The sequence below is a fragment of the Pseudomonas sp. genome (genome assembly GCF_030690725.1).
Lineage (GTDB): Bacteria > Pseudomonadota > Gammaproteobacteria > Pseudomonadales > Pseudomonadaceae > Aquipseudomonas.
The window spans coordinates 1-21948 of sequence record NZ_JAUYGD010000001.1; the positions used below are offsets into that span (position 1 = coordinate 1).

18 protein-coding genes and 1 tRNA gene are annotated in these 21948 nt (G+C 62.5%); 13 read left to right on the forward strand and 6 right to left on the reverse strand.

Going from position 1 to position 21948, the window contains the following annotated elements:
* Window positions 1-116: 116 nt before the first annotated feature.
* Window positions 117-752, reverse strand: a complete 636-nt coding sequence (locus Q8O69_RS00005) for a Shufflon-specific DNA recombinase (RefSeq protein WP_305588825.1) — start codon at window positions 750-752, stop codon at window positions 117-119.
* Between the two features lie 105 nt (window positions 753-857).
* Window positions 858-934: transfer RNA gene (locus Q8O69_RS00010), tRNA-Arg, on the reverse strand.
* Between the two features lie 348 nt (window positions 935-1282).
* Here Q8O69_RS00010 and gabD point away from each other — a divergent pair.
* The 3 genes from gabD to Q8O69_RS00025 all read left to right on the forward strand — a co-directional run bounded on the left by gabD (window position 1283) and on the right by Q8O69_RS00025 (window position 5740).
* Entirely contained in the window at window positions 1283-2731 is a 1449-nt protein-coding gene (gene gabD, locus Q8O69_RS00015) for an NADP-dependent succinate-semialdehyde dehydrogenase (RefSeq protein ID WP_305588826.1), read from the forward strand.
* A 176-nt stretch (window positions 2732-2907) separates the two neighbouring features.
* Entirely contained in the window at window positions 2908-4188 is a 1281-nt protein-coding gene (gene gabT / locus Q8O69_RS00020) for a 4-aminobutyrate--2-oxoglutarate transaminase (protein ID WP_305588828.1), read from the forward strand.
* A 340-nt stretch (window positions 4189-4528) separates the two neighbouring features.
* A complete protein-coding gene (locus tag Q8O69_RS00025) occupies window positions 4529-5740 on the forward strand; it encodes an HDOD domain-containing protein (protein ID WP_305588829.1) in 1212 nt (403 codons plus the stop codon).
* A 22-nt stretch (window positions 5741-5762) separates the two neighbouring features.
* Here the strand turns inward: Q8O69_RS00025 and Q8O69_RS00030 are convergent, their stop codons facing one another.
* Window positions 5763-6647, reverse strand: coding sequence for a LysR family transcriptional regulator (locus tag Q8O69_RS00030; protein WP_305588830.1), 885 nt, complete (start codon window positions 6645-6647; stop codon window positions 5763-5765).
* A gap of 100 nt (window positions 6648-6747) precedes the next feature.
* On the opposite strand from Q8O69_RS00030, the gene Q8O69_RS00035 reads away from it, so the two are divergent.
* The 3 genes from Q8O69_RS00035 (at window position 6748) to Q8O69_RS00045 (ending at window position 8528) form a co-directional block, all read left to right on the forward strand.
* Window positions 6748-7461 (forward strand): class I SAM-dependent methyltransferase, encoded by a 714-nt coding sequence (locus tag Q8O69_RS00035; RefSeq protein ID WP_305588831.1) that lies wholly within the window; start codon window positions 6748-6750, stop codon window positions 7459-7461.
* 97 nt (window positions 7462-7558) lie between these two features.
* Window positions 7559-7933, forward strand: a complete 375-nt coding sequence (locus Q8O69_RS00040) for a hypothetical protein (protein WP_305588832.1) — start codon at window positions 7559-7561, stop codon at window positions 7931-7933.
* A 97-nt stretch (window positions 7934-8030) separates the two neighbouring features.
* Entirely contained in the window at window positions 8031-8528 is a 498-nt protein-coding gene (locus tag Q8O69_RS00045; protein WP_305588833.1) for a DUF4189 domain-containing protein, read from the forward strand.
* 7 nt (window positions 8529-8535) lie between these two features.
* On the opposite strand, the gene Q8O69_RS00050 is transcribed toward Q8O69_RS00045, so the two are convergent.
* Window positions 8536-11427: an EAL domain-containing protein gene (locus tag Q8O69_RS00050; protein ID WP_305588834.1), complete on the reverse strand. Its 2892-nt coding sequence runs from the start codon at window positions 11425-11427 to the stop codon at window positions 8536-8538.
* Window positions 11428-11511: 84 nt separating this feature from the next.
* Complete coding sequence (locus Q8O69_RS00055; RefSeq protein ID WP_275959972.1) at window positions 11512-11946, reverse strand: BLUF domain-containing protein; 435 nt, start codon at window positions 11944-11946, stop codon at window positions 11512-11514.
* Between the two features lie 199 nt (window positions 11947-12145).
* Between Q8O69_RS00055 and arsS the strand changes: the two genes are divergently transcribed.
* Genes arsS through Q8O69_RS00080 form a run of 5 tightly spaced genes read left to right on the forward strand, consistent with a single transcriptional unit; the run spans window position 12146 to window position 18331 of the window.
* Window positions 12146-13114, forward strand: coding sequence for an arsenosugar biosynthesis radical SAM (seleno)protein ArsS (gene arsS / locus Q8O69_RS00060; RefSeq protein WP_305588894.1), 969 nt, complete (start codon window positions 12146-12148; stop codon window positions 13112-13114).
* Window positions 13115-13124: 10 nt separating this feature from the next.
* Complete coding sequence (locus tag Q8O69_RS00065; protein ID WP_305588836.1) at window positions 13125-14516, forward strand: sodium:solute symporter; 1392 nt, start codon at window positions 13125-13127, stop codon at window positions 14514-14516.
* Window positions 14516-15484, forward strand: a complete 969-nt coding sequence (locus Q8O69_RS00070; protein WP_305588837.1) for a hypothetical protein — start codon at window positions 14516-14518, stop codon at window positions 15482-15484. Before Q8O69_RS00065 ends, Q8O69_RS00070 begins: the two co-directional genes overlap by 1 nt.
* On the forward strand, window positions 15477-17618 hold the full coding sequence (locus Q8O69_RS00075) for an FAD-dependent oxidoreductase (protein WP_305588838.1): 2142 nt from the start codon (window positions 15477-15479) through the stop codon (window positions 17616-17618). Before Q8O69_RS00070 ends, Q8O69_RS00075 begins: the two co-directional genes overlap by 8 nt.
* Window positions 17618-18331: a DUF3047 domain-containing protein gene (locus tag Q8O69_RS00080; protein WP_305588839.1), complete on the forward strand. Its 714-nt coding sequence runs from the start codon at window positions 17618-17620 to the stop codon at window positions 18329-18331. Before Q8O69_RS00075 ends, Q8O69_RS00080 begins: the two co-directional genes overlap by 1 nt.
* 7 nt (window positions 18332-18338) lie before the next feature.
* Here Q8O69_RS00080 and Q8O69_RS00085 read toward each other — a convergent pair whose 3' ends face one another.
* The gene (locus Q8O69_RS00085; RefSeq protein WP_170050257.1) at window positions 18339-19232 is read right to left on the reverse strand and encodes a LysR family transcriptional regulator; all 894 of its coding nucleotides are present in this window, start codon (window positions 19230-19232) and stop codon (window positions 18339-18341) included.
* Between the two features lie 165 nt (window positions 19233-19397).
* Between Q8O69_RS00085 and speB the strand changes: the two genes are divergently transcribed.
* Together speB and Q8O69_RS00095 are read left to right on the forward strand one after the other, a co-directional pair.
* Complete coding sequence (gene speB / locus Q8O69_RS00090; protein WP_305588840.1) at window positions 19398-20357, forward strand: agmatinase; 960 nt, start codon at window positions 19398-19400, stop codon at window positions 20355-20357.
* A 150-nt stretch (window positions 20358-20507) separates the two neighbouring features.
* Window positions 20508-21902, forward strand: coding sequence for a YjiH family protein (locus Q8O69_RS00095; protein WP_305588841.1), 1395 nt, complete (start codon window positions 20508-20510; stop codon window positions 21900-21902).
* Window positions 21903-21948 lie beyond the last annotated feature (46 nt).

A 21948-nucleotide genomic window follows, 5' to 3' on the forward strand; every position in this document is an offset into this window, starting at 1 on the left:
GCGGATTTTGCCCATCATTTCCATACTGATCACCCTGTGTTCTCCTGCTCAAAAATTGAGCAGAAGCAGTTGAACACCTGGGTCAGTTTTCAGTCGGCAGAACAGCCTCTACTGGGTCAGTTTTCGGTCAGCGGCAACACGATAGGACGTATCCAGGGGTTATGTGAGCCGTCGGCGTAGGTGCCATCTGCGCGGCGCTCGAAATACTCCAGGGCGGCCAGCAGATACTCTTCTTCGTCCGGGGCCAGGCGGCGGGAGCGCTCGTCGTTGTAGCTCGGCCGGCTGACCATCCGAACCGGATTCTCGGCCAGGTGAATACCCCATTCGCGGCGCGCTACTTCCAGCACGCATTGAAATAGTGCGAGCTCGCGCTTGACCGTATTGCCCTTGCGTATCTTCAAGCGCTCGTCTCGGTAGCGGGCGAAGTCGGACGAGGTGAGGGTGGCGACGATTCGGGTAGCCAGTGGATGACGCTTCAACGCTTCGAGGCGTTTGATTTCCGAATAGGCACCTTTGTGCTTCGGGGCTACCTCGGAAATATAGCGATCGATCAGCTGATGAAACGCCGTGCGTTCGGCTTCCACACGGGAGACGAAAATGCCCCGGTCGATTTCACTTTCGATGATGCGGGCCCAGGCTTGGGCGTCGGCTTTGGTTTCGAAGGTTTTGCGCTGGGCTGGATAGCCCTTACGGCGAATTTGCGCTTCCCACTGAGACTCGCCGCGATTCCTGATTGTTGCCATTTCGACCATTCCCGCCACGTTCAAGTGTGGCAAATTTGTGGCAAAAACGACTTTCAGGACTAGGACAGGTTTCTGTCAGAAGCGCTAACCCCTTGATGAGCAAGGGAAAAGAAGTGGCGCACCAGGCGGGATTCGAACCCACGACCCCTGCCTTCGGAGGGCAGTACTCTATCCAGCTGAGCTACTGGTGCAGCGCGGGCGCAATCATACGCATCTCGCTGGCGGGCGTCCATGCCGCTGCCTTGTTCGCAATTCTGCACGGTGACGACTGGCTAGCTGTCTATCCATATAAAGCGGGTGAATACGTGCAATATTCCGTTAATTTTTTCGAACAGGCTATTGCCCTTTAACCCTCTTGACCCTAGGATTCGTTTGAGATTTCAAACGCTCTTGCTAAAACTGTGTGCAATTCCGGGTGATTGGTCATCCGAGGGGCATACATCAGCAGCATGGGTGCACACACCGAACCTACACGCGCCGCTTGGCGGCGCACCCAGCGCAAGTGCCGATACCAGGGTGTCGGAATTTAGGAGACTGCCATGCAACTGAAAGACACCCAGCTGTTCCGTCAGCAGGCTTATATCGACGGCACTTGGCTGGACGCCGACAACGGCCAGACCATCAAGGTCAACAACCCGGCCACCGGCGAAATCATCGGCAGCGTGCCGAAGATGGGCGCAGCGGAAACCCGTCGCGCCATCGAAGCCGCCGACCGTGCGCTGCCGGCCTGGCGTGCCCTGACCGCCAAGGAGCGCTCGAACAAGCTGCGCCGCTGGTTTGAACTGCTGATCGAAAACCAGGACGACCTCGGCCGCCTGATGACCCTGGAGCAGGGCAAGCCGCTGGCCGAAGCCAAGGGCGAGATTGTCTACGCCGCCTCCTTTATCGAGTGGTTCGCCGAAGAAGCCAAACGCGTGTACGGCGATGTAATCCCTGGTCACCAGCCGGACAAGCGGCTTATCGTCATTAAACAACCCATTGGCGTAACCGCGGCCATCACCCCGTGGAACTTCCCAGCGGCGATGATAACCCGTAAAGCCGGCCCGGCCCTGGCCGCCGGTTGCACCATGGTGATCAAGCCGGCTTCGCAGACGCCGTTCTCCGCTCTGGCTCTGGTTGCTCTGGCCGAGCGCGCTGGTATTCCGAAAGGCGTGCTGAGTGTGGTTACCGGCAGCGCCGGCGAAGTCGGCGGTGAGCTGACCAGCAACCCGATCGTGCGCAAGCTGAGCTTCACCGGCTCGACCGAAATCGGCCGCCAGCTGATGGCCGAATGCGCCAAGGACATCAAGAAGGTCTCCCTGGAGCTGGGCGGCAACGCGCCGTTTATCGTGTTCGACGATGCCGATCTGGATAAAGCCGTCGAAGGCGCGCTGATCTCCAAATACCGCAACAACGGCCAGACCTGCGTCTGCGCCAACCGCCTGTACATTCAGGACGGCGTGTACGACGTCTTCGCCGAAAAACTGGCCACCGCCGTAGCCAAGCTGCAGATCGGTAACGGTCTGGATGAAGGCACCACCACCGGCCCGCTGATCGACGACAAGGCTGTGGCCAAGGTCCAGGAACACATCGCCGACGCGCTGAGCAAAGGTGCGCGCCTGCTCGCTGGCGGCAAGCCGCATGCGCTGGGTGGCAGCTTCTTCGAACCGACCATTCTGGTCGACGTGCCGAACAACGCTGCAGTGGCCAAGGAAGAAACCTTCGGCCCGCTGGCGCCGCTGTTCCGCTTTAAGGACGAGGCCGAAGTGATCGCCATGTCCAACGACACCGAGTTCGGCCTGGCCTCGTATTTCTATGCCCGTGACCTGGGTCGCGTGTTCCGTGTAGCGGAAGCCCTGGAATACGGTATGGTCGGCGTTAACACCGGGTTGATCTCCAATGAAGTCGCGCCGTTCGGCGGCGTGAAAGCCTCGGGCCTCGGCCGTGAAGGCTCGAAGTACGGCATTGAGGATTACCTGGAAATCAAATACCTCTGCCTGGGTATCTAATCCTGGCGAAGTAGCAGTAACCCCGCCGAAGACGCACGAGAGCGCTGCGCCTTCGGCTTTATATGGACATAGCTGTGGCCGGGCGTGCTGTGACAGTCGATCATCGAATACTGCCAAGCCGCCGCCGGTGACACATCCTTGAACCACGCCGAGATTAACCGGCGAATGAGGACATCATGAGCAAAACCAACGAATCTTTGATGCAACGCCGCACCGCTGCCGTTCCGCGCGGCGTGGGCCAGATCCACCCGATCTTCGCCGAGTCGGCGAAGAACGCCACCGTTACCGACGTTGAAGGCCGCGAGTTTATCGACTTCGCCGGTGGCATCGCGGTACTCAACACCGGCCACCTGCACCCGAAAGTAATTGCCGCCGTACAGGAACAGCTGACCAAGCTGACCCACACCTGCTTCCAGGTGCTGGCCTACGAGCCGTACGTCGAGCTGTGCGAGAAGGTCAACGCCAAGGTCCCGGGCGACTTCGCCAAGAAGACCCTGCTGGTCACCACCGGCTCCGAAGCGGTAGAAAACGCCGTGAAGATTGCCCGTGCTGCCACTGGCCGTGCTGGCGTGATTGCCTTCACCGGCGGTTACCACGGTCGCACCATGATGACCCTGGGTCTGACCGGCAAGGTCGTGCCGTACTCGGCCGGCATGGGCCTGATGCCCGGCGGTATCTTCCGCGCCCAGTACCCATGCGAGCTGCACGGGGTGAGCACAGATGACGCGATCGCCAGCATCGAGCGCATCTTCAAGAACGACGCCGAGCCGCGCGATATCGCCGCGATCATCATCGAGCCAGTGCAGGGCGAGGGCGGTTTCTACGTCGCGCCGAAAGACTTCATGCTGCGCCTACGCGCCCTCTGTGATCAGCACGGCATCCTGCTGATCGCCGACGAAGTGCAGACCGGCGCCGGCCGTACCGGCACCTTCTTCGCCATGGAACAGATGGGCGTCGCTGCCGACCTGACCACCTTCGCCAAATCCATCGCCGGCGGTTTCCCGGTGGCGGGCGTGTGCGGCAAGGCTGAATACATGGACGCCATCGCTCCAGGCGGTTTGGGCGGCACCTATGCCGGCAGTCCGATTGCCTGCGCCGCGGCCCTGGCCGTGATGCAAGTGTTCGAAGAGGAGAAGCTGCTGGATCGTTGCAAGGCCGTTGGTGAGCGTCTGGTCACTGGCCTCAAGGCCATCCAGGCCAAGCACAAGGCCATCGGTGATGTACGCGCCCTCGGTGCGATGATCGCTGTCGAGCTGTTCGAAGGCGGCGACCTGCACAAGCCAAACGCCGCCCTGACCGCCGCGGTGGTGGCCAAGGCACGCGACAAGGGCCTGATCCTGCTGTCCTGCGGTACCTACGGCAACGTGTTGCGCGTACTGGTACCTCTGACCGCCGAAGACGCCCTGCTCGACAAGGGCCTGGCGATTATCGCCGAGTGCTTCGCCGAACTGGCCTAAGCACGCCGCGTTAACCCGGCAATAAAAAAGACCCGCTTCGGCGGGTCTTTCGCTTTCGGCGATTGAGCAGGCCATCGAGCTGATAGTCAGGTGTTATTGGCAGGCAGCAAGCCATAGCCTGCATCATGCCGACCGGCACAGCCTTACTCACGGTCTCTACAGCGCTTTGTAGGACAACCAGACCGCTCTATCACGGCCTATTCAGGCCGCATAAGAAAGTTGACGAGTTGTTCAGCACTTCGTCGGCCGACGCTGGTTTTAAAGTGGCCAGCCCGTACACTGCGCGCCGTCACATCGCTGACGCCATTATTTTGCCATCACGCTTTTCCCTGAGGTTTTCATGACTGCCCTGGCCAACGCTCCGGAGATTCTGATCGCCGAAGCAGACCCCTGGACTGCCGATCTGCTCGTGCAACTGGTACTTGATGTACGCGCCGATGCGCGGGTTATCCGAGTCACCGACGGCGAGGCGGCGCTGGCCAAATGCAAACGCCGTTTACCGGCTCTGGTGATTGCCGACGGCGACCTGCCGGGCCTGGATGGCCTGGAATTGCTGCGTCAGCTACGCCGCCATCCACGTACTCCGGCGTTGCCATTTATCCTGATCAGCAGCCGCCTGGACGCCAGCAGCGTGCGCGCTGCACGACCACTGGCACCGGCGGCCTACCTGGCCAAACCGTTCAATGCCGAACAACTGCGCCAGCGCCTGCTCGGCATTCTCGGCAGCGCCGCCGCCAGCGAGACAGCGGTAGCGGCACCCTTGCTGGTCGACAGCCTGGATGATTACCTCAATGCGGTGCGCGAAGAAGGTCAGGGCGCGCCGTTGCTGGCCTCGGTACGCGATTCGGTGAGCCAGTGCCTCAACGGTGACGACAGCGACCTGCGCGAGCTGGAAGAGGTGTTCGCCCGCGACCCGCAGATCACCGCCCGCCTGATCGCCGCCGCCAATAGCGCCGCGCAGCACCAGGGCGCACCCTGCCAGACCTTGAGCCAGGCGCTGCCGCGCCTGGGCCTGGCGCGCACGCTGAATCTGGTATTGGGCATGGCCGTGCAACGCAATGCGCTACTCAGCGACCCACGCCTGGCCGAGCTGGCCAGTAGTGCCTGGGACAGCGCTCAGCGCAGCGCCGAACTGGCGCGCTGGCTGGCGGGCGAGCTGCAACTGGATGCCGAGCTGTGCTTTACCGCCGCGCTGCTGCACAACATCGGCGAGCTGGCCCTGCTGCGCAGCCTGCAGGACTGGCAGGACGCCGGCGGCGCCTTGCGTGATGAGGATATTCACCAAAGCTTCCAGCAACGCGCCGCCAGCTTCGGCTCGGCGCTGCGCATCCGCTGGCGCCTGCCGTTTGGCCTGCGCGAGCTGATCGCGGCGTTCTACAACCTCGGCAGTGGCGTATTTAGCCGCGAGGCGCTGGTGCTCAACCTGGTCTGCCAGGTTCTGCGCCTGCGCAGTAACCAGTCGCCCAAAGAGCTGCGCGAGGAGCGCTGTGTACGCATGCTGCGCCTGGACCTCAGCCTGCTGGAGCGCATGCCTCTGGCTGCCGCGGCCTGACAACAGCAGCCGCGAACACGGATCAGGCGAGGATCTCGGCCAGCAGATCGAAGACGATACGGATACGCCGGGCCGTGCGCAGCTCGCGGTGGGTGACCAGCCAGATCGGCAGTTGGAAGGGGCTGACATCCTCCAGCACGCGAACCATACCCGGGGTTTCCCGCGCGATCTCCTCCATGATTGCGCCGATGCCCAGGCCCTGGCGGACCATTTCCCAGTAGGTGACGGAGTTATCTGCGTAGCTGCGAAAATTCGTGTTACTCAGCAGCAGGCCTTGGCCGTGCAGGTGTTGCAGGTAATGGCCGGCGCGGTCCAGGCCGATAAAGTCGTGCTGCAAAGCCTCTTCGGCGGTACGCGGTAGGCCATGTACGCGCACCCAGCTTTCGGATGCATAGAAACAGGCAGAACTCTGCCGTACCAAACGGCCAATCAGCTCTGGTTGTTCGGGGCGCACATGGCGGATGGCGATGTCGGCCTCGCGGCGCAGCAGGTCGCTGAAACCGTCCGAAGCGACCACCTCGACCTGGATGCCGGGTGCCGCCTCGCGGATCTGCAGGAGAATCTTCGGCATCAGGTACGCCGCCACGGCGTCGCTGGTGGCCACGGACACCACGCCCGCCACCTCTTCTGAGCGCCCGGTCGCGGCCAGGCCCAGTTCATGCGCCGCAGCGCCCATCACGCGGGCATGGCCCAACAGCTCCTGCCCGGTGGTGGTCAGCGCCATGGCTTTGCCCACCCGCTCAAACAGCGTCACCCCTAGCGCCAGCTCAAGGGCTGCGACCTGGCGACTGAGGGTCGGTTGCGACTGCCCGAGCTTACGTGCAGCCGCTGACAGCGAGCCGGTCTCTGCCGTCTCGAGAAAGGCACGCAACTGATTCCAGTCGACCTTATCCATACGTAAATGCATATGTTGTCTGCAATTTATCGCAATACCCCGTGGTGATTCGCAAGGATAGCATCCGCACTGTGTTGGCTTTCGCCTTACATCCATGCACAGGACGCGCACCATGCACTCACCCATCACCTCTGCCAGCGGCCACTGCTCTGCAGCTGCAACACCGGCTGCCATGACCGACAAGGCACGCTTCTGGAACCGGATTGCACGTAAATACGCGAACGATCCGATTGCCGACCTGGCCGGTTACGAACGGACGTTGCAGCGCGTACAAGCCTTGCTGTCTACGCAACATGAGGTGCTGGAAATCGGTTGTGGCACGGGCACTACCGCCCTGCGTCTGGCTCCCGCTACGCGGCGGCTGGTGGCCACCGATGTAGCCGAGCAGATGATTGCCATCGCAGGCGAAAAGCTCGCCAGCCACACACTGCCGCAGCTGCACTTCAGGCTGGCCGACGCCGATGCACCGGTGGCCGAACAAGGCTCCTACGATGCCGTGCTGGCGTTCAACCTGCTGCATCTCGTGACAGATCTGCCGCAGGCGCTGAGTTCAGCCATCAATGCCTTGAAACCAGGCGGCTTGCTGATCTCGAAGACACCCTGCCTGAATGAGATGAACCCACTGATCCCCAAGCTGGCCCTGCCGCTGATGCGCGCCATCGGCAAAGCGCCGCCTGTGCTGTGTTTCGACGCCCACCAGTTACAGGCGGCCATGACCGAGCAAGGTCTGCAAATCCTGACCGTCGAGCGCCATGGCAGCAAGGGCAAAGATTGGCGGGTGTTTATCGTGGCGCGCAAGCCCGATGCCCCGCCGCTGGCGGTCTGATCAACGCCTGCATACCTCGCCCTAACTGACGATTTTCACCACCCGGACCTGCTGGTCCGTCCCTATGTTGCACCCCAAAAAAACATTGGAGCTTGCCATGTACCTTCGCCCAATCACCGCACTGACCACCGCTTTACTACTGTCCGGCTGCGCCGCCACCATCAACCAAAGTGGTCTGGAACAACGCACGGCCCAGGCCATCGGCCAACCCACCGGGCAATTCACCATCACCGAGCGCACCGAGGAAACCGGCGGGCGCATCAACTACAACGTCAACACCAAGGACGGCGGCACTTACCGCTGCTACATGTATTCGGCCACTGGCTTCCAGAAGGCCATGAGCTTTGGCCAGACGCCACATTCGGACGCCGTCTGCACGGCCATGGCAGGTACGCCAGCCGCTAGCGGGCAACGCAGCAACAATTCCGGCAGCACCTGCAATGCCCTGCTGCAGGCAGCCGGACGCTGCTGATTGCCCGGGTTTCCCGGTCAGCCCTGGCCGGGAATTGCGCTCACTACACTCGACCGCGCTGATGATTTGCGCGGTCACTCATCGGGGTGTTGATGCCATGAAAAAACTGCTCCCTCACCTCCCTCTGCTATTGGTTCTGCTGATGCATGCAGATGCCCGCGCAGAAGGGCGCTGCCCGGATGGCTATTTCCCGATTGGTGGCGGTAGCGCCGGCTGGGAAGGCTGTGCGCCGATGGGACCAAACTCTGGGGCAGGGCCGTCGGAGGAGCCGGAGCCTCAGTGGGAAACGCGTTGGGGCGCGGTCGCTACTACAGATGGAGCGATGGGCGTTGCGGCCGGACAGGAATCCCAAGAAAGCGCTGAACAGCAGGCGATTTCCGAATGCCAGGCTCACTCCTCTGGCAAGGCCTGTGAGGTCCGCATCGCCTACTACAATCAGTGCGTTGCGGTCGCCTGGGGTGATGCCGGGAGTCGCATGACCCGCTCACCCGATTTGAAGGATGCGGAAGAGACAGCGCTGCGTAATTGTGAAAAGACTACGACCAACTGCGACCTCTACTACTCCGCCTGCAGTTATGCCGAACGCATCCAGTGATGCACTATCAAGGGCGGTCAAGAACCAGCTGCATCTGCACTTCACCCTGGGCGCTATCGGCCAGCTGAGTCAACGGCTGCGGATGGCCAATAAAATAACCCTGGGCATAGTCGAGCCCCAGCCCGCGTACGCAGTCGAGGGTGGCCTGGGTTTCGACAAACTCGGCCACGGTGCTCAGGCCCAGCTGGTTGGCAATCTGTTGCATTGAGCCAACCATGGCCTGGTTGATCGGGTCGCTCTCCAGGCCACGGATAAAGCTGCCGTCGATCTTGACGATATCCAGCGGCAGGTGGCGTAGGTAGGCGTAGGAGGCGAAGCCGCTGCCGAAGTCGTCCAGCGCCACTTTCAGGCCCAGGCTGCGCAGCTGTTTGATCCACTGCGATGACACCCCCAGCTCACCCAGGGCGACCATTTCGGTTACCTCGATGCACAGCTTGTGCGCCGGCAGGTTGTGCCGCAGCAATTCGCTGTGGAGCATATCGTGGAAGTGCGCGTTAAGCAGTGAGCTGGCAGTCAGGTTGAAGTTCACCTGGGCCAGTTGCTGCACATGCCGCGGGTTGTCCGCCAGCCACTGCAGCAGGCGCATCACCACCCAGCGGTCGATGGCGCCGAGAAAGCCGTAGCGTTCTGCCGCACCGAGAAACTGCCCGGGGCTGACCCACTCGCCACTGTGCGGGTCGTGATAGCGCAGCAACACTTCATAGCGCAGGCCGTCGCTGGCGCCCTGCAGCGCCACCACCGGCTGATAGAACAGCTCGAAGTGGCCCAACTCGATGGCCTCGCGCAAGCGGGTGATCCATTGCAGCTGGCGTTGATGCTCCAGCAACACGCCATCGGCCGGGTTGAACTGCTGCACGCGATTACGGCCCAGGTGCTTGGCCAGCTGGCTGGCGCTGTCGGCCCAGTTCAGCGCGGTTTCCCAGTCGCTGACGCCGCTGTCCAGCTCCAGCATGCCGATGCTGGCCTGCACGCGGAACGGCCGCCCCTGCCAGCTGAAGACAAATTGCTCGACGCAATGACGCAGGCTTTCCGCATGCTCCAGAGCGGCTTCGTTGTTGATTTCACGCAGCAGCACGGCGAATTCATCGCCACCGATACGCGCCAGTTCGGCATGCCGTGGCAGCTGGTGCAACAGATGGCCGGACAGCTGGCGCAGCAGCTGATCGCCGGCCGAATGCCCGCAGAGGTCGTTGACCTGCTTGAACTGATCCAGGTCCAGACACAGCATATGGCTGTAGCGCGGTTTACCCTGCCCCTTGAGGCTTTCGCGCAACAGGCGCTCCAGTTCGCGGCGGTTGAGCAGGCCGGTCAGCGAGTCATGTGCGGCCAGGTACTGCAGGCGCTCTTCCAGGGCGCGGCGCTCACTGAGGTCGACCACGATGCCTTCGATGCAGTCCTGGGTCGGGCGCAGATGCAGCGACAGATAGACCCAATGGCTCTGTCCATCGAGTCCATGAATCTGACACTCCTGGCTGATCGCCGGCTGCTCGTTGTGCAGCTGCGCCACCTGCTCGGCCCATTGCTCGGCGCCCAATAGCTGCTGCATGGACAGCTCGCGACTGTCCTGCGCCAGCCCCAGCAGCGCGGCAAAACTCGGGTTGGCTTCGATCAGTGCGCCGCTGCGGGTACAGCGGAAAATCCCCTCACCGCTGCTGCTGAACAGCGCCTGGTACTGCTGCAGATTGCCCAGGGCCTGGGCCTTGCTGTGCAGCAGGGCACGGCGGATCTGCTCCAGCTGTTTGTCGAGGATGCCGCCAAACAGCAGCATGCTCAGCACCGGCAGGTAGGCGTGCATGTAATTGAAGCCCGGCGGCAGCGGAATCACCCCACTGCGTCCCAGTGGCACCAACAGCATCAGCAGCAGCGCCGAGCTCCAGCACAGCAGGTAGGCGCTGGCGTAAGGCCGGCGCTGGCGCACGCCGAGGATCAGCAGCAACAGCTGGAACAGCCCGTTAAGCAGGATCAGCACGTTCAGCGTCTGGTAGGAGCGGAAGTGCCCATAGCTGACGATGGTCCAGCCGCACACCAGCAGGGTCACGGCAAACAGCGCGTTGCGCAGATGGCGCACGCGGCCCAGTTCAAGCTTCAGTGAGCTGGCGAGAAACAGGCTGCTGAAAATCAGCATGCCGGGGTTGGCCAGGTTGGCCAGCTGGGTCGACAACCACACCCACTGCGGCCCCAACAGACTGGTGACGCCATGCAGGCTGGCGTTGTACAGCGCCACGCTGGCCACCGTCAGGCAGAACCACACCAACTGCGTTTCGCGCAGGGCGCTGAATTTCACCAGAAAGAACAGGGTCAGGCTGAGCAATGCACCCAGCAGCAGGCCGCTGCGCATCCAGTGCTCGGCCAGCAATAGCGGGCTTTGTTCGGCCGCCACCAGCTGCATTGGCACACTCACCGCCGAGCCGCTTTGCACCCGCAACAACAGGGTGTGCGGGCCTTCGCCAAGGCGCGGCAGGTTGAGCAGAAAGTGCGGCGAGGGCGCGCCGCGCTGGAGGAAATCGCGGTGATCGCCGCTGTAAAAGGGTGCGATCAGCCGTTCGCGGTCATACAGCCAGACTTCGATGTCGTCGAGAAAGGGCCGGTCGATGATCAGATCGAGGCGCTCGGCCACCGGCGCATCGAGGCGAAACGCCAGCCACCAGGCGCTGGCCGAATACCCCAGGCGCGGCACACCATCGATCCGCTTGCCCTCGCTAGCAATCCGCTGCTGCACCTCGCCGGCGGTCAGGTTGCCGCTGGGGTCTTCCAGCACCAGGCTGGCGGGCACCTCCACCGGTTGCTTGAGCTGCTCGCTGCTGAGCACCAGCAATGGCAACTCGGCATGCGCCGAGACGCTGCCCAATGCAAAGCAGAGCAGCGCAGCCAGCAGGGGAAGGTTGAGCAGACGGAGCATCCTGGCGCCTCAATAAACTGCGAGGTGCGCCAAGGCTCAGGGTGAACACAGCTCGCCTGCGAGGCGAGTTGACGCTCGGGAATTCTAGCTGAGAACTGGCGATTTGATTGCGCTGACGGTCTCACTCAGCTCCAGCAGCAGGCCAGTAATCTGCTCGGCGCTCATGTTGAACGGATCAAAGCGGTCGCTGGCCGAATACTTCAGAAACAACTCGCGATTGGCCTGCTTGGCCCCAGCCCAGCCCATGCTCCAGTTGCTGTAGCGGCGCATGTTGATTTCGGCGTAATCGAGGATGGTCAGGTCCTTGTGCCTGCTGTCATCGGCCAGGCGGTTGTACAAGGCGTTCACCTCTGCACGCGGCCCTTCAAGTGCCTGCAGAAAGATATCGGCGTTGCAGCAAAGTATCCCGGTCAGCCCTTTGCCTGGGTTGTTGCGCTGTGAACTGTCGAGAATTTCGCGGATCAGCTCGGCTGAAACCGAATGGCTGGCACGGCTGGCATAGGTAAGGCGGACTAACATAAACAGATCCTCGCAGGCAGCGGGCAGGGTAACAGCTGCAGATTCTGCATTATCTGTATAAGATTTGTATAACTAATTGCACAACATTCTTCTGGCCACACGCGTAACAAAAGCCCTCGGCCACTCTCTATAGTGGCTACTTAGCGGCTGACACAATCAGCCGGCGGCCAGCATCAAGGAACCCAACACCGTGCATGCAATGTTGCCCTTGCTCGACCAATTGGCCTTTCCGGCAATCCGCCGTGGCCAGCTGGAAGCGCTGCAGATCAACCTGACCTACCGCTGCAATCAGCGCTGCCTGCATTGCCACGTCAATGCCGGGCCGACCCGCACCGAGGCCATGACCGACGAAAGCCTGGCCCTGCTGCATCAGGTGATCGATGCACACCCGGTGCACACCCTCGACCTCACTGGCGGCGCACCGGAGATGCATCCGCGTTTTCGCGAGATAGTCCTGCACGCGCGGCGCGAAGGTCTGCGGGTGATCGACCGCTGCAACCTGACCATTCTCAGCGAGCCGGGTTATGCAGACCTGGCGCAGTTTCTCGCCGCGCAGGGCGTGGAAATCAGCGCCTCGCTGCCCTGTTACTCGCGCGATAACGTCGACAAGCAGCGTGGTGATGGCGTGTTCGACGCCAGTATCAAGGGCCTGCAGAAGCTCAACGCCCTGGGCTATGGCCAGCCGGGCAGCGGCCTGATTCTGAACCTGGTGTACAACCCGCAAGGCCCGAGCCTGCCGCCACCGCAAGCGGCGCTGGAAGCCGATTACAAACGCCACCTGGCCGAGGACTTCGGCATCGTCTTCAACCACTTGCTGACCATCACCAACCAGCCGATTGCGCGCTTTGGCAGCACCCTGGTCAGCAAGGGCCAGTTCAACGGCTATATGCAGCTGCTGCGCGACAGCTACCGCCCAGAAAACCTCGAACCGCTGATGTGCCGCAGTTTGGTCAGCGTCGACTGGCAAGGCTACCTGTACGACTGCGACTTCAACCAGATGCTCGATTTGCCACTTGAGCTGCAAGGCCAACTGATCGGCCGCGAGCGCCCGCATCTGCGTGATCTGCTTAGCGCATCGCTTGCCGGCAACCCCATCGTTACCCGCGACCACTGTTACGCCTGCACCGCCGGACAGGGTTCCAGCTGCGGCGGCAGCCTCACTTCCTAAGGATCGAAGCATGCAACCAACCAGTCTGACCGGGCTGTTCTTCTGGGGTTTTCTGCTGGTCTACGGCGCGCTGATGTTGGCCTTATCGCCACGCGCCGTAACCCTTGGCGGGTTCTTTAATGGCGAGGACAACCAGGGCCGCAGCGCCAGCCCCTGGCTGATTACTTCGAGCATCTTTATCAGCTGGATCTTCGCCAAATCGGTGACCAACGCCGCCAACCTCGGCGCCACGTATGGCCTGGTCGGCGGCTTGGCCTATGCCATGTACTGGCTGTCGATTCCGCTCACCGGCTTTGTTATCTATCGCCTGCGCCGACGCTTTGCCGCCACCGGCCTGGTGAGCTTCTTGAGCAGCCATTACGGCCGGGGCGCGGCGTTGGCATTCTCGGCGGCGATTCTGATTCGCCTGTTTAACGAGGTGTGGAGCAACACCGCCGTGGTCGGCGGTTATTACGGCGACTCGGGCAGCTTCGAGTTTATTGCCTCGGCGTTGCTATTTACCGCCGTAACCCTGGCCTACAGCCTGCGCGGCGGCTTGCGCAGCTCGATCCTCACCGATGCGGCGCAGGCGGCGATTTTCGTGATCGCCCTGGTCTGGGTACTCGGCCTGGTGCTGCCGCAGCATTCACCCAGCGAGCTGGCCAGTACCAGCAACTGGGCGCTAAATGCCGGTGTCGACCTGCTGCTGGTCGCCGGTCTGCAGGCGTTTAGCTACGGCTTCCATGACCCGGTTTTGACCGACCGGGGCTTTATCAGCGAGGAGAAGGCCATGCGCCGCTCCTTTCTGATTGCCGGCATTCTCGGCTTTATCGCCATTCTGGCTTTTAGCCTGATCGGCGTGCACGCGCAGCTGGTGGGTGTTGCCGCCTCGGATAACGTACCGGCGGCCCTGGCCAAGAGCCTGGGCATCGGCGCGCTGCTGATCATGACCGTGGTGATGGTCTCGGCTGCCGGCTCGACCCTGGATTCGACCTTCTCCAGCCTGGCCAAACTGGCCGGGCGCGAGTTGCCAAAGCTGGCGGGCCGCGACCTCGGGCAGAAAGCCATCGGCGTCGGCATGGCGGTGATGGTGGTGTTCGCCCTACTCGGCAATCTGCCGATGATCGCCGGCACCGACATCCTCAAGGCCACCACCATCAGCGGCACCATGGTCATTGGCCTGGCGCCGGTGTTTGTCCTGCACGGCCTGACCACGCCAACCCGGCTGGGTTTTCACCTGAGCTTCTGGACCGGCCTGGGCCTGGGCGTAGCCCTGACCCTGAACTGGATTCCGCAGAGCTGGGCCATCGGCGACGGCAAATACGCGTTGCTGCTCGGCACCAATCTCTACGGTCTTGGCCTCTGCGTGCTGGGTTATCTGCTGCCCGGCTGGTTGCTGCGGCGCAACGCAGGTACTGCCTGATGCGCGCCGGCCGCGATTGCCCGCTGGACTATCGCCTGACGCGGGATGCCTTTAGCGGCGAGCCATTGTTCGACTGCGACGTGCTGTATGTGGTCGGCGGCCTGTATGGCAATCGCCAGGCCCTGGCCGCTCTGCAACGACGCGTGGCGGCGGAGCCAAAGGCGCGGGTGGTGTTTAACGGCGATGCGCACTGGTTTGACCGCGACCCCGAGATTTTCCAGCAGATTGAGCAGGGTCTCAGTGCCCACCTGGCCCTGCGCGGCAATGTTGAAACCGAACTCGGTCGTGCCGACGACAGCGGCGCCGGCTGCGGCTGCGCCTATCCGATGGAAGTGGATGACGCGGTAGTTGAGCGCTCCAATGCCATTCAGCAGGTATTGAACCGAACGGTGCAGGGCTTGCCGGGCATGGCCGAACGCCTGGCGTCACGGCCGAGCACGGCACTGGTCAGCGTGGCCGGGCGGCGCGTGGCGATCAGCCATGGCGACGAGCAGTCCCTGGCCGGCTGGAGCTGCTCGCGGGAATCGCTCAGCGAAGCGGCGCGTCAGCAGCAACTGGATAACTGGTTTGCCACACACAACGTAACGGTTCTGGCCACCAGCCATACCTGCTCGGCGGTAGCCTTGAACCTTGAGCACGGCTCGCTGATCAATAACGGCGCGGCCGGGCTGCCGAACTTTGCCGGCGGCCGCTATGGCCTGCTCAGTCGCATCGCCACCACGCCACATCCAGCGGCGCTTTACCGTTGCCAGCGTGACGGCCTGTTTATCGAGGCGCTGCCGCTGAACTACAACCACGACGCCTTCCTCGCCGACTTCGACCGCCAGTGGCCCGCCGATAGTCCGGCGGAGTTGTCCTATCGTTCACGGGTGCTCGGCCAACTGGCCGATCGCCCCGAGCATGCCCTGCTGGCCGGTTTCAGCCTGTGCCAAAGCCTTTGCGCCCTGGAGGCGCTGACTGATGAATAGCCGCAAACTCGCCCTGATGGGCCTGATCCTCGCGCTGCTGGGCAGCTTCTTTGTCTTCGACATCGGCCAATATCTAAATTTAGAGGCGCTTAAGGCGCAGCAAACGGCGCTGAATGCCCAGGTGGCGGCGCAACCCTGGCTGGCCGCCGGGCTGTTCTTTCTCGCCTATGTGGCGGCGACGGCGTTGTCTTTCCCCGGCGCGACCCTGCTGACCCTGCTGGCCGGCGCGCTATTTGGCCTGCTCGAAGGCTTTGTCCTGGTGTCCTTCGCTTCCACCCTCGGCGCGACTCTGGCCATGCTTAGCAGCCGCTTTCTGCTGCGTGACTGGGTGCAGAACCGCTTCGGCCAGCGCCTCGCCGGCATCGATGCGGGTATCGAGCGCGAAGGCGCGTTCTACCTGTTCGCCCTGCGCCTGGTGCCGCTGTTTCCGTTTTTTCTGATCAACCTGGCCATGGGCCTGACCCGTCTCCCCGCGCGCACCTACTGGTGGGTCAGCCAGCTCGGCATGCTACCGGGCACCCTGGTCTATGTGAACGCCGGGCGCGAACTGGGCCAGCTGGACTCCCTGGCTGGCATCCTCTCGCCGAGCCTGCTCGGCGCCTTTGTGCTGCTCGGGGTGTTCCCGCTGATCGCACGCAAGCTGCTCGGCCTGATCCAGGCGCGGCGGGTCTATGCCGGCTGGCACAAACCCAAGCGTTTCGACCGTAACCTGCTGGTGATCGGCGCGGGGGCCGGTGGCCTGGTCAGCGCCTATATCGCAGCGGCGGTAAAGGCCAAGGTCAGCCTGATCGAAAAACACCAAATGGGCGGCGACTGCCTGAACACCGGCTGCGTGCCATCCAAGGCGCTGCTGCGTTCGGCCAAGCTGGCCAACGAGCTGAAAAAGGGCCCGGCCCTGGGCTTTAGCGGCGTGCAGGGCACGGTGGATTTTCCGGCGGTGATGCAGCGTATCCAGCGAGTGATTGCCGATATCGAGCCGCATGATTCGGTCGAGCGTTACAGCGGGCTGGGCGTCGAAGTGATCCAGGGCGAAGCGAAAATCCTTTCGCCCTGGAGCGTGGAAGTGAATGGCCAGACTCTGACCAGCCGCAACCTGATTATCGCCGCCGGCGCGCGGCCACTGGTGCCGAAGATTCCCGGCCTGGAGCAGGTGCAGAGTTACACCTCGGACAGCATCTGGAGCCTGCGTGAACAACCACGCTGGCTGCTGGTGCTGGGCGGCGGGCCGATTGGCTGCGAGCTGGCCCAGGCCTTCCAGCGCCTCGGCAGCCAGGTGATTCAGGTGGAATTGGCCGAGCGCCTGCTGCCGCGCGAGGATGCCGATGCCAGCGAGTTGGTATTGCAGAGCCTGCGCAGTGACGGTGTGGATGTGCGTCTGCAACACAAGGCCGAGCGCTTTGAAGTGGTGGATGGCGAACAGCGGATGGTCGCCCGTCGTCTGGATACTGGCGAGGAGGTGACCATCGCCTTCGACGGCCTGCTGCTGGCCCTCGGCCGCGTGGCGAATGTCACGGGTTATGGCGTGGAGGAATTGGGCCTGACCGTGCGACCCAACGGCACCCTGGAAGTCGACGAATACCTGGCCACACGCTTTCCCAATATCTACGCGGTGGGCGATGTCACCGGCCCCTACCAGTTCACCCATGTCGCCGCGCACCAGGCCTGGTATGCGGCGGTCAATGCGCTCTTCTCAGGTTTCAAGCGCTTTAAGGTGGATTACCGGGTGATTCCTGCCTGCACCTTTACCGACCCCGAAGTCGCCCGCGTCGGCCTCTCCGAAGGCGAAGCCAAGGCGCAGAATATCGCCTATGAGGTGACCCGCTATGGCATCGACGATCTCGACCGGGCGATTGCCGACGAAGCCGCCCACGGCTTTGTCAAAGTGCTGACTGTGCCGGGCAAGGACAAGATTCTTGGCGTAACCATCGTCGGCGAACACGCCGGGGAGCTGCTCGCCGAATACGTACTGGCGATGAAGCATGGCCTGGGCCTGAACAAGATTCTCGGCACCATCCACACCTACCCGACTATGGCCGAGGCCAACAAATACGCGGCCGGTGAATGGAAACGCGCCCATGCTCCGCAAGGCCTGCTGCGGCTGGTAGAACGTTTTCATACCTGGCGACGCAGCTAGTGCGCGCACTGTTAATCGCCCTGCTGCTGGCCACGCCCCTGGCGCAAGCCGAAAACCAACTGACGCCCTGGACGGCTGGCCCGCCCAGCGGCGAATGGTCAGCGCCCTGGCGCCTGGCAGATATCCCCAAGATCAAACCATCGCAACGCACGCTGGTCGAGCAGGACGGACAGCAGCAGCTGCGGATCAAGGCCGACGCCGCAGCCGGTGGCCTGCTACATCCGCTGGATCTACCCGGCGACCAGCCCTGGCAACTGAGCTGGCAGTGGCGCACCAAGCAGAAGCTGGACCAAGCCCGCTTTGCCACCCGCGAAGGCGACGACTACGCAGCACGGGTTTATGTGCTGCTGGATTACCCGCTGGATTCGCTAAGTTTTGTCACCCGGCAAAAGCTGCGCCTGGCGCGCACTTTCTTCGATCCCGACCTGCCAGCAGCGACCCTGAGTTACGTCTGGGACAACCGCGCCGCCCCCGGCACCCATGCCCGCAGCGCCTATACCGAGACGGTAGAAATGCACGTGCTGCGTGGCCCGGAAGCGCCGCTGGGGCAATGGCTAAGCGAGAGCCGCGATCTGCACGCGGACGCCATCGCCGCCTTTGGCAGCGCGCCACGCAAGATCCTTGGTGTGGTGTTTGCCGCCGACAGCGACAACACAGAGGGGTCCGTAGAAAGCTATTTCGCCGCGCCGCAGTTGCGCAGTACGACGCCCTAAACAGGCTCTACCCCTGATTAAGCTGAGCCTTAAGCAGGTCGCGAAAGGTCTGGATCAGCGCTTCCCGCGAACGGCCACGGCGCAAAATTAGGGAGAAGGGCGCCTGATAGCCGAAGGTCGCCGGCAGCAGCACCTTGAGCCGGCCCTGCTCCACCCAAGGCTGAGCGTAGTGCTCCGGCAGGTAGCCGATATAAGCACCGGACAGCACCAGAATCAGCTGCGCCTCCATCGACTCCACCGTCGCCGCGCTGTGTTTGAAGCCGTGCCGGGCCAGTTCTGCCTGGCTCCAGTAACCACGGCCGACCATACGCTGCTGGGCTATCACTTCCTCGGGGATGCGCCGCTCGGTAAATAGCGAATGCCGCTCGCTGCAATACAGCCAGTGCTGCTCGCGATACAGCGGCTGGTAGACCAGGCCGTTCATCCGCGTGGAGAACGCACCGATGGCCAGGTCCAGGCGGTTATCCAGCACCGCCAGTTGCAGTTCGTAAGGGCTGACCACCGACAGGTGCAGGTGCACGGCCGGATGCTCCTGGCTGTAAGCGCCGATCACCTCAGCCAGCGGCAGGGCCGGGTCACTGACGGTGGAGTCCAGCACGCCGAGGTTTAGGGTGCCCCGCAGCTCGCCCTTTAACGCCGCCGAGTAGCGCTCGAAGCCTTCCAGCTCACCCAGCAGACGCAGGGTTTCCTGATGGAACAGCTCGCCCTTGCTGGTCAGGCTAAAGCCGCCACGACCACGGTGACAAAGACTCAAACCTAGCTGGCTTTCCAGCTGACTCATATAGGTGCTGATCGCCGAGGTGGACAGGTTCAGCTCCTGCTGCGCCGCAGCAAAACCCTGATGACGCACCACCGAGACGAAGATGCGCAGCAGTTTCAGATCGGGCAGGGCTTGGCTCATCAGCGCGGACTCTTCGGATGGGTTACGCGGTTCGGCCCATCCTACAGAGGCGCGTATTAGTTTAGAAATTTCTGAACTAAGTTTTTGCCTGCAGCGATTTGTCGCAAGCGCAGCCTGACCAAGAATCGGCCCCACTGATAACCACAACAATGCTGAGGCCTAGCCGTGGACAAGATCCTGCACCAGCCCCTGGGCGGCAACGAGATGCCGCGCTTCGGTGGCATCGCCACCATGATGCGCCTGCCGCATATCCAGAAGACTGAAGAGAAACGCGAACTGGATGTCGGCTTTGTCGGCGTGCCGCTGGATATCGGCACCTCGCTGCGCTCCGGCACTCGCTTCGGCCCGCGCGAGATCCGCGCGCAATCGGTGATGATCCGCCCGTATAACATGGCCACCGGTGCGGCGCCGTTCGACTCGTTGAATATCGCCGATATCGGCGATGTGCCGATCAACACCTTCAATATGGCCGAGGCCATCCGCATCATCGAAGAGGCCTACGACGAGATCCTCGAACTGGGCATCATCCCGCTGACCCTGGGCGGTGATCACACCATCACCCTGCCGATTCTGCGCGCGATCAAGAAGAAACACGGCAAGGTCGGCCTGGTGCATATCGACGCGCATGCCGATGTGAATGACCATATGTTCGGCGAGAAAATCGCCCACGGCACCACCTTCCGCCGCGCGGTGGAGGAAGACCTGCTCGATTGCGACCGCGTGGTGCAGATCGGCCTTCGCGCCCAGGGCTACACCGCCGAGGACTTCAACTGGAGCCGCAAGCAGGGCTTTCGGGTAGTCCAGGCCGAAGAGTGCTGGCACAAATCCCTGACCCCGCTGATGGAAGAAGTGCGCGCCAAGGTCGGCGGCGGCCCGGTGTACCTGAGCTTCGATATCGACGGCATCGACCCGGCCTGGGCCCCAGGAACCGGCACCCCGGAAATCGGCGGCCTGACCACCATCCAGGCCATGGAAATCATCCGTGGCTGCCAGGGCCTGCAGCTGGTTGGCGGCGATCTAGTAGAGGTCTCGCCGCCCTACGACACCACCGGCAACACCTCGTTGCTGGGCGCCAACCTGCTCTACGAAATGCTCTGCGTGTTGCCGGGTGTTCAGCACCGCTGAAGCGGGCCCGGCTTTTTTATGGCCTGCCATCCATGGCGGCCCCCATTCGGGCCGTCGCAAGCGACGTTAAAAATCGCTCCCGGCAATTTTTATACTGATCGGGCACCTCGTGCGGTGTCCGTGCACTACAACAATAAATAGGGTGCCACGATGAACCACGAACAAAGCATGCCGCTGCTGGACGACCAGCCGCCCGCTCAAAGCTCCTACAACCTGCGCCAGCTGCTGATCTTTCTGATCCCCTCGCTGCTCGGTGTGCTGCTGTTTCTTACCCCCATCGTCTATGAAGACAAGGTCACCATCGGCCTGGGCGTGATGGCCGATGCTTTGAAGGTCGGGCTAAGCGCCTGGCTGCCGGCTATCGCCACCGGCCTGCTGCTGTTCTCCGCCGCCTTCGGCCTGTTCGCCAGCCTGCTCAAGCCCAAGTGGCTCACCGAGCGCCATACGCTGAATGAGATGTTTAACCTCAGCCCGCTGTGGCTCGGCCTGCGCGTACTCGGCGCGGTATTTGCCGCCATGACCTTCTGGCAGTTCGGCCCGGAATGGGTGTGGAATGCCAACACCGGCGGCGTGGTGCTGAAAGACCTGGCCCCGGTGCTGATCACCTTCTTTCTGGTAGCCGGGTTGATCCTGCCGCTGCTCACCGATTTTGGCCTGATGGAATTTATCGGCACCCTGGTGCGCAATGTGTTCCGCAAGGTCTTCGGCCTGCCGGGCCGTTCGGCCATCGATGCCGTGGCCAGCTGGCTCGGCTCCGGCACGGTCGGCGTATTGATCACCGCCCAGCAGTACCAGAAGGGCTTCTACAGCGCTCGGGAAGCAGCGGTAATCGCCACCAACTTCTCGGTCGCCTCAATCGCCTTCAGCCTGCTGATCACCAGCTTTATGAAGCTCGACCACCTGTTCGTGCCTTTCTACCTAACCGTGGTGGTGGCGGGTCTGGCGGCGGCGATCATCACCCCGCGCATTCCGCCGCTGTCGTGGAAGAAGGACGACTACGTCGCCGGCGTCGGCAAACAGATCAAGGAAGACGTACCGGCCGGCACCTCGCTGCTGCGCTGGGGCGTGCTGCAGGCGGTCAAGCGCGCCAACAGCAACCCCTCGCCGGCGCAGATGGTCAAGGTCGGCGTGCATAACGTGGTGGATATCTGGCTCGGCCTGCTGCCGCTGGTGATGGCCATCGGCACCATTTCCCTGGCGATTGCCGAGTACACGCCGATCTTCAACTGGCTGTCCGCACCCATCGTGCCGTTGCTGGAACTGCTGCAACTGCCGGAAGCCGCCAAGGCTGCGCCGGCGATGCTGGTGGGCTTTGCCGATATGTTCCTGCCGGCGGTACTGGGCAAGGGTATCGAGAGTGAACTGACCCGCTTCGTGGTGGCCTGCGTATCCCTGACCCAGCTGATCTATATGTCAGAAGTCGGCGTACTGATCATCAAGGCCAAGCTGCCGCTGAACATCCTCGAACTGTTCGCCATCTTTATCATCCGCACCCTGATCACCCTGCCGATCATCGCGCTGATGGCGCATTGGATCGTCGGTTAAAAACCTCTGACGTAGGAGCGGGCCATGCCCGCGATGCTCTTGGCAC